The organism is Pseudonocardia nigra (assembly GCF_019396355.1).
GTDB lineage: Bacteria > Actinomycetota > Actinomycetes > Mycobacteriales > Pseudonocardiaceae > Pseudonocardia > Pseudonocardia nigra.
Genome location: NZ_JAHKRK010000220.1, coordinates 1 through 13,413, shown reverse-complemented (window position 1 = coordinate 13,413; position 13,413 = coordinate 1). Strand labels below are relative to the sequence as shown.

The following is a 13,413-nucleotide window of genomic DNA, read 5'->3' as shown; positions in this document are numbered from 1 at the left end:
TCTTCCGATCTAATCCCGCGAGTCGCCCCCTTTTGCCACGTGAGTCGCCCGGTTCCGACAGGCGAGTCGCCCCACCCCGCACGGTCCGGCGGACGGGCCTGGGAGGATGGCGGGGTGACGGCGAGGCTGATGGACGGCAAGGCGACGCTCAGCGAGATCCTGGGCGAGCTCGCGACCCGGGTCGAGAAGCTGCAGGCCGCCGGCGTGACGCCCGGCCTGGGCACCGTGCTCGTCGGCGAGGACCCCGGATCGCACTCCTATGTGCGGGGCAAGCACCGCGACTGCGCGAAGGTCGGCATCACGTCGATCCAGAAGGAGCTGCCGGCCGACGCGAGCCAGGCCGACGTCGAGCGCGTCATCGACGAGCTCAACGCCGATCCGGCGTGCACCGGCTTCATCGTCCAGCTCCCGCTGCCGAAGGGCCTCGACGCCGGTGCGGCGCTGGAGCGGATCGACCCGGCCAAGGATGCCGACGGCCTCGCGCCGGTCAGCCTGGGCCGGCTCGTCCTCGGCGAGCCCGGCCCGCTGCCGTGCACGCCGCGCGGGATCGTCGAGCTGTGCCGCCGCTACGGAGTGGAGCTGGCCGGCGCGCGGGTCACGGTCGTCGGCCGTGGGGTCACCGTCGGCCGTCCGCTGGGCCTGCTGCTCACCCGGCGCAGCGAGAACGCCACGGTCACCCTGTGCCACACGGGCACCCGCGACCTGGCCGACGAGGTGCGCCGGGCCGACGTCGTCGTGGCCGCCGCCGGCGTGCAGGGCCTGATCACGGCCGACATGGTGCGGCCGGGTGCCACCATGCTCGACGTCGGCGTCACCCGCACCGACCTCGGCCTCGTCGGCGACGTGGCCCCCGAGGTCGCCGAGGTGGCCGGGCTGCTCGCCCCGATGCCGGGTGGCGTCGGCCCGATGACGCGGGCGATGCTGCTGACCAACGTGGTCGAAGCAGCCGAGCGGGCGGTCCGGGGCTGACCGTGGCCGACCGGCGCTCGCGGCTGCCGGTGCACGCGCCGCTGATCTTCGTGCTGCTCATCGCGGCGGCCGGGATGGTGCGAGTGCTCACCCAGCACTGGCGGGAGGGCGCCGCACTGCTCGGCGGTGCGCTGCTCGTGGCCGCGGTGCTGCGGGTGCTGCTGCCGCCGGACCGGGCCGGGATGCTCGCGATCCGCAGCCGTCCGATCGACGTGCTGTGCTACGCCGGGTTCGGGGTGGTGATGGTCGCGCTCGCGGTAACGATCACGCACGGCTCCCTCAACCCGCCCGGCTGATCAGGGCAGTATCTGGGCCATGACCGATCGTTCCGCCCGGATCGTCGACACGCTCGTCGCCGCCTTCTCGGATCTGATGGCGGCCGACCCCGCGGCGTTCCGCACCAAGTTCCGCAAGATGGCAGCCGACCCGTTCGCGTTCTACCGGGGCAGCGCATGTCTGTTCTACGCAGACGTGGCCGAGCGCGACGATCCGTGGGCCGACGAGCGGACGAGCCGGGTGTGGATCCAGGGTGATCTGCACGCGGAGAACTTCGGCACCTACATGGACGGCGACGGGGCGCTGATCTTCGACGTCAACGACTTCGACGAGGCCTACGTCGGGCACTTCACGTGGGACGTCACGCGCTTCGCGGCAAGCATGGCGCTGCTGGGCTGGCGCAAGGCGATCTCCGACGCCGACATCACGATGCTCGTGCAGCGGTACACGCGTGCCTACCTCGACCAGGTGCGGGAGTTCGTCGACCGCTCCGACGACCGCAGCTTCGCGCTGCGGTTGGACACCACCGACGGCGCTGTGCACCAGGTGCTGCAGCTGGCGAAGCTGCGCACGCGGGTCGGGCTGCTCGACAAGATCACCGAGACCGAGGGGTTCGACCGGATCCTGCGCGCGGTCCCGGGGCTGCGCAGGCTCGACGACGAGGAGCGCGGCCGGGTCACCGAGGCGTTCGAGCGGTACCTCGGCACGATCCCGGAGTCCAAGCGGTTCCGCGGGGTGACCTACGCGGTCAAGGATGTGGCCGGGCGGTCCGGGTTCGGCATCGGCAGCGCCGGGCTGCCCGCGTACACGGTGCTGATCGAGGGCTTCAACCAGGCGCTGGACAACGACATCGTGCTGTCGATGAAGCAGGGCAACGTCGCCGCCCCGTCGCGCGTGGTGACCGACGCGGAGATCGCCGGGGCGTTCCACCACCACGGGCACCGGACGGCGGTGTCGCAGCGGGCGCTGCAGGCGCACGCCGACCCGCTGCTGGGCTGGACCGACCTCGACGGCGTCGGTTTCGTCGTCAGCCAGGTGTCGCCGTACGAGGCCGACCTGGACTGGTCGGAGCTCACCGAGCCGAGCGAGATCGCGCCGGTGATGGACTACCTCGGCCGCGCCACGGCGAAGGTGCACTGCGTCGCCGACTCCGACGCCGACCACGGCCTGGTGCCGTTCCAGACCGAGGAGGCGATCAGAGGAGTGGTCGGCGGGCAGGAGGACGAGTTCGTCGGCTGGGTCACCGACTTCGCGCACGCGTACGCCGCACAGGTCCGCGCCGACCACGCGCTGTTCGTCGACGCGTTCCGCGGTGGGCAGATCCCAGGGGTGGCCGCCTCCGGCGGCTCGTGAGTGGATACGAGTGCTGGAGCACCCGTATCCACTCACGAGCGCGTCAGCGCTGGTAGAGCGTCCGCACCAGGTCCTCGATCGAGGGTTCGACGACGGTCACGTCGCGGAGCTCCACCTTTGCCGCGACCGCGGCGATGAGTGCGGCGGCGGTGGTGTCGGCCGGGGCGAACACGAGCCGCTGCCGCGGGCCGTCGGCCTCGACGTGGACGTCGCGCACCCCGGGCAGGCCGTGCAGCGGCGCACTGGGCGCGGTCAGCTCGACCACGACCTCTCGGGCGCCGCCGGAGCGGGCGCGCAGCGTGTCGAGGCCGTCGTCGGCCACCACCTGACCGTGGTCGATGACGACGACGCGCCGGCAGAGCCGCTCGACGTCGGGCAGGTCGTGCGTCGTGAGCAGGATCGTCACGCCGTCGACGAGGTTGACCTCCTGCAGGAACGCGCGCAGCCGCTCCTTGCTCACCAGGTCGAGCCCGACGGTCGGCTCGTCGAGCACGAGCAGCGCGGGGTCGTGCAGCAGCGCCGCCGTCACCTCGCCGCGCATGCGCTGGCCGAGTGAGAGCTGCCGGACCGGGACGTCGAGGAACGGGCCGAGCTCCAGCACGTCGACGCAGCGCTCCAGTCGCGCGCGGTGCGCCGGCTCCGGCACCCGGTGGATCGCGCCGAGCAGGGCGAAGCTGTCGCGCAGCGGAAGGTCCCACCACAGCTGGCTGCGCTGGCCGAACACCACGCCGAGCCGGTGGGCGAGCGCGCGCCGCTGCCGGGTGGGGTCGAGTTCGCAGACCCGCAGCCGCCCCGCGGTCGGGACGAGGATGCCGGTGAGCATTTTGATCGTCGTCGACTTGCCCGCGCCGTTCGGCCCAGGGAAGCCCACGGCCTCGCCCGGCGCGATGCGCAGGTCGATGTCGCTGACGGCAACGACGCGGCGGCGCGCACGGCGGCGCCCGACGGTGAACTCGCGGCGCAGGCCCTCGGCCTCGACGACGACGCTCATGATCCGGCTCCCTGGTAGTGACGGACGGCGGTGCGCCAGACGAGCGCCGCCACGCCGACGGCGGCGACGGCGACGAGCGGCGCGGTGTAGCGCAGCGCGTGCGGCAGGCCGAGTGGGTCGGGCCGGTCCAGCAGCGCGAGGGCGGGGAAGTAGGCGGCGAACGCGGACGGCACGGCGAAGCACAGCACGCGCCGCAGCCACGGCCCGAACACGGTGATCGGGTAGGAGGTGGTGAGCTACGAGCCGTAGGTGAACGCGTTGGCGACCTCGCGGCCCTCGACCAGCCAGAACGACACCGAGCAGGTCGCCACCCAGATGGCACAGATGATCGTCGCACCCAGCAGCGGCGTGCCGAGGACGAGCAGCACGTCGAGCGGCGTCATCGCGACCTGGCCCTGGGCCAGCACCAGGACCAGCACGACGACTCCGACGGCCACCCGGCCGAGCCTGCGCAGCTGCAGGTCGCTGGTCAGGAGCTGGGCGAGCACCCCGAGCGGCCGGGCGAGCAGCACGTCGAGCTCGCCCGTGCGGATCCACCGCGGCAGGTCGTCGAGCTGGCCGACGGTGAGGTCGGCGAGCCCGAACGCGATCCCGGACAGCGCGTAGATCAGCAGCACCTCGTCGCGCTCGAACCCGCCCAGCGAGCGGACCTGGCCGAACACCGCGAGGATCACGATGAGCTCGATGGCCTGGGCGAGCGCCTGCCCGACGACGTCGAGGGCGAACGAGACGGGGTAGGCGAGCTGGCTGCGCACGTGCGAGCCAAGAATGCGCAGGTAGACCCGGGAGACACGCCCACGCCGAAGTTCGCGCCGCACGCTGCGCAAGTTCGGCTCAACCACCCTGCACCACCAGCTTCCGCGTCGCCCGCGTGAGCGTGAGCTGCCCGGCGGCCAGCAGCAGCGCCACCCACAGCACCTAGTGCGCGAGCAGCGCGGCCGCGGCGCCGCGCTCAGTGAACACGTCGATCGGGGTCTGCATCAGGGCCGGGAACGGGGTGGCGTAGACGGCCGTGCGCACCGCGTCGGGGAAGAACGCGAGCGGGACGGTGAGCCCGCACAGCACGCCCGACACCGCCCCGTAGACCGCGGCGACGCCGCGGGCGTCCAGCAGCCAGAACGCGGCGAGGTCGAGCAGGAACCGCAGCGCGAAGCTGAGCACCACCGCCAGCGCGGTGGACACCGTGAACAGCACCAGCGACCACGGGCTCTCCGGCCACCGGAACGGCAGCACGAGCGCGCCGAACGCGATCGGCGGGGCGAGCCGCACCAGCACGGCGTGCCCGGCCCGGCCGAGGTCCTGAGCCAGCAGCGCGCCCTGCAGGTTCCACGGCCGGGCGAGGTCGATGGCGATGTCGCCGGTGCGGACGCGGGTGGCGAGCTCGCGGTCCGGCCAGAGCAGGACCACGGCGAGCAGCCCCTGCCCGAGCCAGACGAACGCGCTGGTGGTCGCCGCGTCATAGCCCGCGGCGCTGCCGGTCTGCCCGACGACGGCGAGCAGCACGGCGACCCGGAGCAGCCCGAACACGGTGTTGGTGAACAGCCCGGCGAGGCTCGCCGCGAGGTAGATGGATTGGCGCCGATAGCCCGCCCTGACCAGGCGGAAATAGGGCCTGAGCACGTCGGTCCACGTTACGGCCGTGCTCAACCGGTTTTCCGGCGCGACCTGGCGGGGGGCCGGGCCGGGGCCGGGCGGGCACTCCGACGAAAGTCGCATTCAGCGCGACCGACGGCGGACCCACGACGGTCGCGGGAAGGATGCCACCGGCTGGCCCCGGCTCGGATCATCGCTGCGTGACCGCACCGCAGACGCCCCGGCCGGCTCGCGCGGCCGTCCGGACGCTGCTCCTCGACCTCGCGGCGCCGCTCGTCGTCTTCTACGCGCTGCGCGCCGCCGGGATGTCCGACGTCGTCGCGCTCGCGGCGAGCGCGCTGCCGCCCACGGTGAACGCGGTTGCGACTGCGATCCGCACCCGTCGGATGGACCCCGTGGCCGCGGCCGTGCTCCTCGCGACGGCGATCGGGCTGGTCGCGTCGCTGATCACCGGCAGTCCGCGCGAGCTGCTGGTGCGCGGGGCCTGGCTGTCGGCCCCGTTCGGCCTGTGGACGCTGGCGAGCCTGCTACGCGGCCGACCGCTCACGTACCGGGTCACGCGCACGCTGTTGCCGCACCGGGCCGCGGTCATGGACGAGAAGTGGGAATCCGACGCGGCGTTCCGCCGCACCTGGCGCATGATCACCTGCGTGTGGGGTGGGGCGACGGTCGTGGACACGGTGCTGCGCGTGCTGATGGCCTACACCCTGCCGGTGCCCGTGGTGCCCGCCCTGGACGCAGCGCTCACCCTCGTCACGCTGGTGGCGCTGCAGGTCCCGACGCACGTGCTGCTCCGCCGGTCCGGCTTCTGGGACCTGCTGTTCCGGCCGCGCCTGGCAGCAGACCGATGACGGGCGCCGATGCCCTCGCCGCGGCCGAGTACGTCGCGTTAACGAGCTCCCGCCGCGACGGCTCGCCGGTGACCACCCCGTATGGGCGGCATCGCTCGGGGACGCTTTCGTGCTCTACACGCCGGGCCGCTCGGCGAAGGTCCGCCGCGTCCGGCGCAACCCGGCGGCCCGGGACGGGGTCCGGACGTGGCGGCGGGTGCGCGGCCGCGGGCGGGCGGTGCGGCGGGGTGCATGATCGCCGCGAGAGGGCGGTTTTCGTGCGTCGGGCTGCGGAAAGAGTGCTTTCGCGGCGGCCCGGTCCGTCGAGATCGCTGTGGGAGTGCGGTTCCGGTTGTCGGTGGTGCGGAATGTGCGCTCTCGTGGCGATCACCCGTCGCCGGCCGTGGGTGGGGGTGGGGCGGGCGGATGATCGCGGCGAGAGGGCAGTGGTAGTTCCCCGGACTGCGAAAGGGACGCTTTCGCGGGAGTTCCATGGTGGGGCGGGCGGATGATCGCGGCGAGGGGGCCGTGTTCGTTCCTCGGGGTGCGGATCGGGTGCTCTCGTGGTGGCCCGGTCCGTCGAGATCGTTGTGGGTGTGTGGTTCCGGTTGTCCGTGCTGCGGAATCTGCGCTCTCGTGGCGATCACACGTCGCTGCCCGTAGGTGGGGGTGGGGCGGGCGGATGATCGCGGCGAGAGGGCAGTGGTAGTTCCCCGGACTGCGAAAGGGACGCTTTCGCGGGAGTTCCGTGGTGCGGCGGGCGGATGATCGCGGCGAGGGGGCCGTGTTCGCTCCTCGGAGTGCGGATCGGGTGCTTTCGTGGTGGTCCGGTCCGTCGAGATCGTTGTGGGAGTGCGGTTTCGGTTGTCGGTGGTGCGAAATGTGCGCGCCCGCGATGATCACTGTCGCTCGGTGTGTGAGCGGGCGGTGCGGCGGGGGTGCATGATCGTCGCGAGAGGGTGATGTTCGTCCTTGGGGGTGCGGAAAGGCCGCTTTCGTGGTGGTCCGGTCCGTCGAGATCGTTGCGAGAGTGCGGTTTCGGTTGTCCATGGTGCGAAATGTGCGCGCCCGCGATGATCATTGTCGCTCGGTGTGTGGGTGGGCGGTGCGGCGGGCGGATGATCGCTGCGAGAGGGCCGTGTTCGTCCGTCCGTCTGCGAAAGGGGTGCTTTCACGGGGCCCCGTCGATTGCGATCGCTGTGAGAGTGCGGTTTCGGTTGTCGGTGGTGCGGAATCTGCGCGCCCGCGACGATCACCGTCGCTCGCCCGGAGCGGCCCGTGACGGTCGAGCAAGGTCGCGGCGTCGGCTACCACCCGTTCCCGGCGGTCGTCCGAGGCGGCGATCAGTCCCGGGGCCGGAGCTGCCGCAGCGTGTACCCGGTGCCCACCGGGTCGAGGGTCTTCGTGGCCTGCTTGAACAGGTACTCGGCCCGCTCGTAGGACAGCCGGCTCCGGCCGGTCTCCGGGCAGAGGTCGGCGTCGCCGGGCGTCCGCGCCGGGCCGCGGCGCCGGTCGGCGAGGAACAGCGGGCCACGGGCCCGGCCGCCCAGCAGGTCCGGCAGCAGCCGGGCGGTCCCGGACCGCCAGCCCACCCAGGTGTCGCCGCTGCGGGCCCGCCGGTCGTCGAGGTCGAGGTCCTCGACGTCCAGCGACAGCACGCTGCGCACCGCGGCCCCCGACTCGTGCAGGAGCCGCCAGAGGGCGCGTTCGCGCACCGGCAGGTCCGCGCGGCTCCACAGCTCCGCGAGCTGCTCCGGACCGATCGACGGTGTCCGGGCGGACGCCTCGGCCCGCCGGTCGAGACCGGCGGCGAGGTCGTCCGTGCCGGCCCAGGCGCAGAAGGACCGGACCGCCGACCGGTGCCGGTTCCACGTCCGGGCCGCCGCGACGCCCCACGCCGTCGTGAACACCCGCGCCACCTCGTCGGCGGTCAGGGAGGCCAGGGGCAGCCCGTCGCCGCACGCCAGGCGCAGCCGCCGCAGCGTCTGCCCGTAGGAGCGGACGGTCGCCGGGTCCAGCTCAGGGCGTGCCAGGAACACCGTGGCGGCCTCCCCGAGAGTGCGCTGCGGCGGGGCGGCGTCGATGGGCGCTCCGCCTGCGCTCCGCGCGGTGGCGGCGAGCTCCTCCGCGCGCCGCAGGAGGAAGGCGCGCTCGGCGGCGTTGTGCGTGAGGGCGGCGGCTCGCTCGAACTCCCGCCGCGCCTCCTCGCCGCGGCCCAGCCGGGCCAGGAGGTCACCCCGGACACCGGGGAGGAGGTGGTAGTCGCGCAACGCGGGGTCGGCGACCAGGGGGTCGACCACGGCCAGGCCCGCCTCCGGGCCGCGCGCCATCCCTACCGCCACCGCCCGGTTGAGCTGCACGACCGGCGTCGGCAGCAGTCGGGCCAGCGCGTCGTACAGGGTGGCGATCTGCGCCCAGTCGGTGTCCTCGGCGGTGCGCGCCTGCGCGTGGCACACGGCGATCGCCGCCTGCAGCACGTACGGCCCGAGCGGGCCGCCCGCCTCCCGCGCCCGCAGCATGGCCGCGAAGCCCCTGCTGATGAGCAGCTGGTCCCAGCGCCCCCGGTTCTGCTCGTGCAGCCGGACCGGCTCCCCGGACGGGCCGGTGCGTGGGGCCGAGCGGGAGGCCTGGATCTCCATCAGCGCGACCAGCCCGTGCACCTCGGCCTCGTGCGGGGCCAGCTCGGCCAGCATCCGGCCCAGCCGCAGCGCTTCGTGACAGAGCTCCGGGCGCATCAGGTCGTCGCCCGCGGTCGCCGAGTAGCCCTCGTTGAAGATCAGGTAGAGGACCTCGAGCACCGACGACACGCGCTCGGCCAGCTCGGCACCCTCGGGCAGCGCGAACGGCACCTGCTCCTGCGCGAGCGTCCGCTTCGCCCCGGCGACCCGCTGGGTGATCGTCTGCTCCGTGGTGAGGAACGCGCGCGCGATCTCGAAACTCGTCAGGCCGCCGAGCAGTCGCAGCGTCAGGGCGACCCGCGCCTCGGTCGGCAGCACGGGGTGGCACGACAGGAACATCAGCCGCAGGACGTCGTCCTGGTCCGCGTCCTGCCCGGTCTCCTCCTGCTGCTCCCGTTCCTGGGCGAGCTGCCCGTGTGTCCGTTCGGCCCGCCGGGAGCGCCGGATGTGGTCGACGGCGCGGCGCTTGGCAATGGCCATCAGCCAGGCGCCGGGGTTGTCCGGGACGCCCGCCGCCGGCCACTGCTCCAGGGCGGCGACGAGCGCGTCCTGGGCCAGTTCCTCGGCCAGGCCGACGTCGTGGACCATCCGGGTCAGCCCGGCGACGATCCGGGCCGACTCCAGCTTCCAGACGGCGTCGACGGTGCGGCGGGCGTCCATCGCGATCGGTCAGGAGAAGACCTGCTGGATCACGCTCTCGCCGTCGCCGACGATTTGGCGGAAGCGCCGCGCCAGCTCGATCGCCTCCTCCTTGGACCGCACCTCGACGAGCGCGAAGCCCGCCGCGGCCTCCTTGGCCTCGGCGAACGGTCCGTCGGTCACCGTGATCTCGTCGCCCTCGGACGTGACGCGCACGCCGCCCGCCTCGAGGCCGCCGGTGGCCAGCAGCACGCCCGCGGCGGTCAGCTCCTCGATGAACCTGCCCATCTCGATGTGCAGGTTCTCGTCCGCGACCGCGTCGGTGGGCATGGTCGTCATCAGGAAGCGCATGGGTTTCTCCTTCGTCTCGTGGATGGTGCCGGCGACGCGTCGCTCACCCTATGCGACAGGGGACGTGGCCGTTCCCTGTCGCATCGCTCGGGCGACGTGGTGGCGAGAACCCGATCCACCCCACCGAGAGAGGCACACCCGATGACCACGCTCCGCGTCTCCGCCGCCCCCGCTCCCACCGCGACCGTGAGCACCCGCTCGCTGCTCACGTGCGCCGCCGTCGCCGCTCCGCTGTGGACGGTCGTCTCCCTGGCACAGGTCGCCACCCGCGATGGCTTCGACCTCACCCGCCACCCGCTGAGTGCGCTCAGCACCGGCGCCCTCGGCTGGCTGCAGATCGCGAACTTCCTCGTCGCCGGCGTGCTGACCGTCGCCGGAGCGGCCGGCCTGCGCCGCGCACTGGCCGGGCGGCCCGGCGGCCGGTGGGCGCCACGACTGGTTCTGGTGAACGGCATCGGCATGATCGGCGCCGGCGTCCTCGTCATGGACCCGGCCGACGGCTTCCCGGCCGGGACGCCCACCGGGATGCCCGCGGTGCTCAGCTGGCACGCGGTCGGGCACCTGGTCGCGGGTTCGATCGCCTTCATCGCCCTGATCGCCGCCTGCTACGTCATCGGCCACCACTTCGCCCGTACCGGGCACCGGGGCCTCGCCGTCGCCTCGTGGCTCGCAGGCACCGCTCTGGTGCTCGGCGACGGCTGGGCGATGAGCGGCGGTCCGGCGGGCTCGCTGACCCTGGCCGTCGGCGCGATCACCGCGATGCTCTGGGTCTCCGCCGTCGCCGCCCGGTTCCGCACCCCCCGCTGACCCCGCTTCGACCTCCGAACCCTCGACTCCCCGGAAGGACACCCGCCATGGCCGCCGCCACCGTCCAGGACCACCTCTCCGCCCTCCCCGAGGCCCAGCGCCGCATCACCGACACCCTGCTGCCGCTCATCGACCAGGCCCTTCCCGGGGCGGGCGGGGTCTGGCACGGGCACCCGGTCTGGAGCCTCGGCGCCGCCCCCGGGAAGTCGCCGGTCTGCTACGTGAAGGCCTACTCCGCCCACGTGACCTTCGGGTTCTGGAAGGGTCGGGCGCTGTCGGACCCCTCCGGCCGGCTGGAGGGTGGCGCGCGGGAGATGGCCGCGGTCAAGCTCCGCTCGCCCGACGACGTCGACGCCGACCTGTTCGCCGACTGGCTGCGGCAGGCCCGCGACCTGGAGACGGCCTGACCCACGACACACGAACGGCGCCGGCCGGGGAAACCCCGACCGGCGCCGTTGCGCGTGTCGTCGACCGATCAGAACTCGGCGAGCGCAGCGTTGAGCGTGGCGCTCGGCCGCATGACCTCGTCGGTCTTCGCCTGGTCGACGTAGTAGTAGCCACCCAGGTCCACCGGCTCGCCCTGCACGCCGTTCAGCTCACCGACGATCTTCTCCTCGTCGGCTGCGAGCCGCTCGGCCAGCGCGGCGAAGGTGCTCGCGAGCTCCGCGTCCTCGGTCTGCGCCGCCAGCGCCTGCGCCCAGTACAGCGCGAGGTAGAAGTGGCTGCCCCGGTTGTCCAGCTCGCCGACCTTCCGCGACGGGGACTTGCCGGTCTCCAGCAGCTTCCCGGTGGCGTCGTCGAGGGCCTTGCCGAGCACCGCCGCACCCGGGTTGCCGGTCTTGTCGGCCAGGAACTCGAACGAGACGGCCAGCGCGAGGAACTCGCCGAGCGAGTCCCACCGCAGGTGGTTCTCGCGGACGAGCTGCTGCACGTGCTTGGGTGCGGAGCCGCCGGCCCCGGTCTCGAACAGGCCGCCGCCGTTCATCAGCGGGACGATCGAGAGCATCTTCGCGCTGGTGCCCAGCTCCATGATCGGGAACAGGTCGGTGAGGTAGTCGCGCAGCACGTTGCCGGTGACCGAGATCGTGTCCTCGCCGCGCTTCGCCCGCTCCAGCGTGTACCGGGTGGCCTCGGCGACCGGGAGGATCTCGATGGTCGGCCCGTCGGTGTCCTCCTCGGCCAGGTAGGCGCGGACCTTCCGGATGACCTCGGCGTCGTGACCGCGGGTCTCGTCCAGCCAGAAAACGGCCGGGGCGCCCGTGGCGCGGGCGCGGGAGACGGCCAGCTGCACCCAGTTGCGGATCGGCGCGTCCTTGGTCTGGCAGGCCCGCCAGATGTCGCCCTCGGCGACCTCGTGCTCCAGCAGCGTCGTCCCCTCGGCGTCCACCACCCGGACGGTGCCGGCGGCCGGGATCTCGAACGTCTTGTCGTGGCTGCCGTACTCCTCGGCCTTCTGCGCCATCAGACCGACGTTCGGCACCGTGCCCATGGTGGTCGGGTCGAACGCGCCGTTCTCGCGGCAGAACGCGACCGTCTCGGCGTAGAGCGCCGCGTAGGACGAGTCCGGGATGACGAACTTGGTGTCCTGCAGCTCGCCCTTGCTGTTCCACATCTGCCCCGACGAGCGGATGGCGGCGGGCATCGAGGCGTCGATGATGACGTCGCTGGGCACGTGCAGGTTGGTGATGCCGCGGTCGGAGTCGACCATCGCCAGCGACGGGCCGCTGTCGTAGGTGGCCGTGACGGCCTTCTCGATCGACTCGCGCTTGTCGGCCGGCAGCTTCTCCAGGGCCGTGAGGACGCTCGCGAGGCCGTCGTTCGGGTCGGCGCCGACGGCGGCGAGGTCGTCGCCGTACTGCGCGAACACGTCGGCGAAGTACTGCCGCACGGCGTGCCCGAACAGGATCGGGTCCGACACCTTCATCATCGTGGCCTTGAGGTGCACCGAGAACAGCACGCCCTTGGCCTTGGCGTCGGCGACCTGCTCGGCGAGGAAGGCGTCCAGGGCGGCGCGCCGCATCACCGCGGCGTCGACGATCTCGCCCGCCTGCACCTTCAGCGCCGGCTTCAGCACGGTGACGGAACCGTCGGCCGCGACGTGCTCGATTCGCAGCTCGGCGGCCTCGTCCAGGGTGACCGAGGCCTCCGAGTGGCGGAAGTCCCCGTCGCTCATGGTGGCGACGTGCGATGTCGAGTCGTCCGACCACGCGCCCATCGAGTGCGGGTGCTTGCGGGCGAAGTTCTTCACCGACGCGGGGGCGCGCCGGTCGGAGTTGCCCTCCCGCAGGACGGGGTTGACCGCGCTGCCCTTGACCGCGTCGTAGGCCGCGCGGGCGGCCTTCTGCTCGTCGGTCTGCGGGTCCTCCGGGTAGTCCGGGACGTCGTAGCCCGCGTCCTGCAGCTCCTTGATCGCCGCCTTGAGCTGCGGGATCGACGCGCTGATGTTCGGCAGCTTGATGATGTTGGCCTCGGGCGTCTTCGCGAGCTCGCCGAGCTCCGCGAGGGAGTCGGGCACCCGCTGCGCATCGGTCAGCCGGTCCGGGAACTGCGCGAGGATGCGGGCGGCCAGCGAGATGTCGCGCGTCTCGACACCGACCCCGGCCTTGCCGGCGAACGCCTCGATGATCGGCAGGAACGAGTGCGTCGCGAGCGCCGGCGCCTCGTCGGTGTAGGTGTAGATGACCTTCATCGTTGCTTCGGCCCTGCCTCGGGACTCGTAGGGGAACGGGACGTCGCCGACACGCTATCCCCTGTCCGGGCCGCCGTCCCGGCGATGCCCACCACTCCCGTCGCGCCGGATTGCAGCAAAGAGGGGGATGGCCCTGCGGGCCGCTCCCGGGTGGATGAGAATCGCTGCGTGCGCCGTCCGCTGACGTCGTTGTGGTTTGGCCCTGGGTGGCCGTAGCAAAGATTGACGCTGGAGTCC

Annotated in this window: 12 protein-coding genes and 1 pseudogene; 7 read left to right on the top strand and 6 right to left on the bottom strand. The window is 72.7% G+C overall.

Translation table 11 applies throughout. From position 1 onward, the window contains the following. Window positions 1-129: 129 nt before the first annotated feature. The 3 genes from KME75_RS34315 to KME75_RS34305 are packed head-to-tail and all read left to right on the top strand — an operon-like array spanning window position 130 to window position 2,598. Window positions 130-969, top strand: coding sequence for a bifunctional methylenetetrahydrofolate dehydrogenase/methenyltetrahydrofolate cyclohydrolase (locus KME75_RS34315; protein ID WP_246633398.1), 840 nt, complete (start codon window positions 130-132; stop codon window positions 967-969). Between the two features lie 2 nt (window positions 970-971). Beyond that, the gene (locus KME75_RS34310; RefSeq protein ID WP_219419100.1) at window positions 972-1,265 is read left to right on the top strand and encodes a DUF3017 domain-containing protein; all 294 of its coding nucleotides are present in this window, start codon (window positions 972-974) and stop codon (window positions 1,263-1,265) included. 19 nt (window positions 1,266-1,284) lie between these two features. Continuing rightward, complete coding sequence (locus tag KME75_RS34305; RefSeq protein WP_219419099.1) at window positions 1,285-2,598, top strand: DUF2252 domain-containing protein; 1,314 nt, start codon at window positions 1,285-1,287, stop codon at window positions 2,596-2,598. A 43-nt stretch (window positions 2,599-2,641) separates the two neighbouring features. Here KME75_RS34305 and KME75_RS34300 read toward each other — a convergent pair whose 3' ends face one another. From KME75_RS34300 to KME75_RS34290, 3 genes and pseudogenes are all read right to left on the bottom strand, one after another. Next, entirely contained in the window at window positions 2,642-3,589 is a 948-nt protein-coding gene (locus tag KME75_RS34300; RefSeq protein ID WP_219419098.1) for an ABC transporter ATP-binding protein, read from the bottom strand. Continuing rightward, window positions 3,586-4,344, bottom strand: a pseudogene (locus KME75_RS34295) (ABC transporter permease). Before KME75_RS34295 ends, KME75_RS34300 begins: the two are co-directional and overlap by 4 nt. 163 nt (window positions 4,345-4,507) lie before the next feature. Continuing rightward, window positions 4,508-5,209 (bottom strand): ABC transporter permease, encoded by a 702-nt coding sequence (locus tag KME75_RS34290; protein ID WP_219419097.1) that lies wholly within the window; start codon window positions 5,207-5,209, stop codon window positions 4,508-4,510. Between the two features lie 173 nt (window positions 5,210-5,382). On the opposite strand from KME75_RS34290, the gene KME75_RS34285 reads away from it, so the two are divergent. Together KME75_RS34285 and KME75_RS45315 are read left to right on the top strand one after the other, a co-directional pair. Then, window positions 5,383-6,033: a VC0807 family protein gene (locus KME75_RS34285; RefSeq protein ID WP_219419096.1), complete on the top strand. Its 651-nt coding sequence runs from the start codon at window positions 5,383-5,385 to the stop codon at window positions 6,031-6,033. 109 nt (window positions 6,034-6,142) lie between these two features. Further along, window positions 6,143-6,268 (top strand): hypothetical protein, encoded by a 126-nt coding sequence (locus KME75_RS45315; protein ID WP_281424810.1) that lies wholly within the window; start codon window positions 6,143-6,145, stop codon window positions 6,266-6,268. A gap of 1,087 nt (window positions 6,269-7,355) precedes the next feature. On the opposite strand, the gene KME75_RS34280 is transcribed toward KME75_RS45315, so the two are convergent. Both KME75_RS34280 and KME75_RS34275 read right to left on the bottom strand, forming a co-directional pair. Continuing rightward, complete coding sequence (locus tag KME75_RS34280) at window positions 7,356-9,350, bottom strand: sigma-70 family RNA polymerase sigma factor (protein WP_219419095.1); 1,995 nt, start codon at window positions 9,348-9,350, stop codon at window positions 7,356-7,358. Window positions 9,351-9,359: 9 nt separating this feature from the next. Beyond that, on the bottom strand, window positions 9,360-9,680 hold the full coding sequence (locus tag KME75_RS34275; protein WP_219419094.1) for a YciI family protein: 321 nt from the start codon (window positions 9,678-9,680) through the stop codon (window positions 9,360-9,362). A 141-nt stretch (window positions 9,681-9,821) separates the two neighbouring features. Here KME75_RS34275 and KME75_RS34270 point away from each other — a divergent pair, with 141 nt between their 5' ends. Together KME75_RS34270 and KME75_RS34265 are read left to right on the top strand one after the other, a co-directional pair. Continuing rightward, window positions 9,822-10,487 carry a DUF998 domain-containing protein gene (locus KME75_RS34270; protein WP_219419093.1) on the top strand — a complete coding sequence of 222 codons (666 nt, stop codon included), beginning with the start codon at window positions 9,822-9,824 and terminating at the stop codon, window positions 10,485-10,487. Window positions 10,488-10,534: 47 nt separating this feature from the next. Further along, window positions 10,535-10,894, top strand: coding sequence for a DUF1801 domain-containing protein (locus KME75_RS34265; RefSeq protein ID WP_219419092.1), 360 nt, complete (start codon window positions 10,535-10,537; stop codon window positions 10,892-10,894). A 68-nt stretch (window positions 10,895-10,962) separates the two neighbouring features. On the opposite strand, the gene KME75_RS34260 is transcribed toward KME75_RS34265, so the two are convergent. After that, window positions 10,963-13,176 (bottom strand): NADP-dependent isocitrate dehydrogenase, encoded by a 2,214-nt coding sequence (locus KME75_RS34260; protein ID WP_219419091.1) that lies wholly within the window; start codon window positions 13,174-13,176, stop codon window positions 10,963-10,965. Window positions 13,177-13,413: the final 237 nt, after the last annotated feature.

Coding starts and splice junctions, on each gene's coding strand:
- KME75_RS34315 (WP_246633398.1), top strand. CDS start 130: ATGGACGGCAAGGCGACGCTCAGCGAGATCCTGGGCGAGCTCGCGACC.
- KME75_RS34305 (WP_219419099.1), top strand. CDS start 1,285: ATGACCGATCGTTCCGCCCGGATCGTCGACACGCTCGTCGCCGCCTTC.
- KME75_RS34300 (WP_219419098.1), bottom strand. CDS start 3,589: ATGAGCGTCGTCGTCGAGGCCGAGGGCCTGCGCCGCGAGTTCACCGTC.
- KME75_RS34280 (WP_219419095.1), bottom strand. CDS start 9,350: ATGGACGCCCGCCGCACCGTCGACGCCGTCTGGAAGCTGGAGTCGGCC.
- KME75_RS34275 (WP_219419094.1), bottom strand. CDS start 9,680: ATGCGCTTCCTGATGACGACCATGCCCACCGACGCGGTCGCGGACGAG.
- KME75_RS34270 (WP_219419093.1), top strand. CDS start 9,822: ATGACCACGCTCCGCGTCTCCGCCGCCCCCGCTCCCACCGCGACCGTG.
- KME75_RS34265 (WP_219419092.1), top strand. CDS start 10,535: ATGGCCGCCGCCACCGTCCAGGACCACCTCTCCGCCCTCCCCGAGGCC.
- KME75_RS34260 (WP_219419091.1), bottom strand. CDS start 13,176: ATGAAGGTCATCTACACCTACACCGACGAGGCGCCGGCGCTCGCGACG.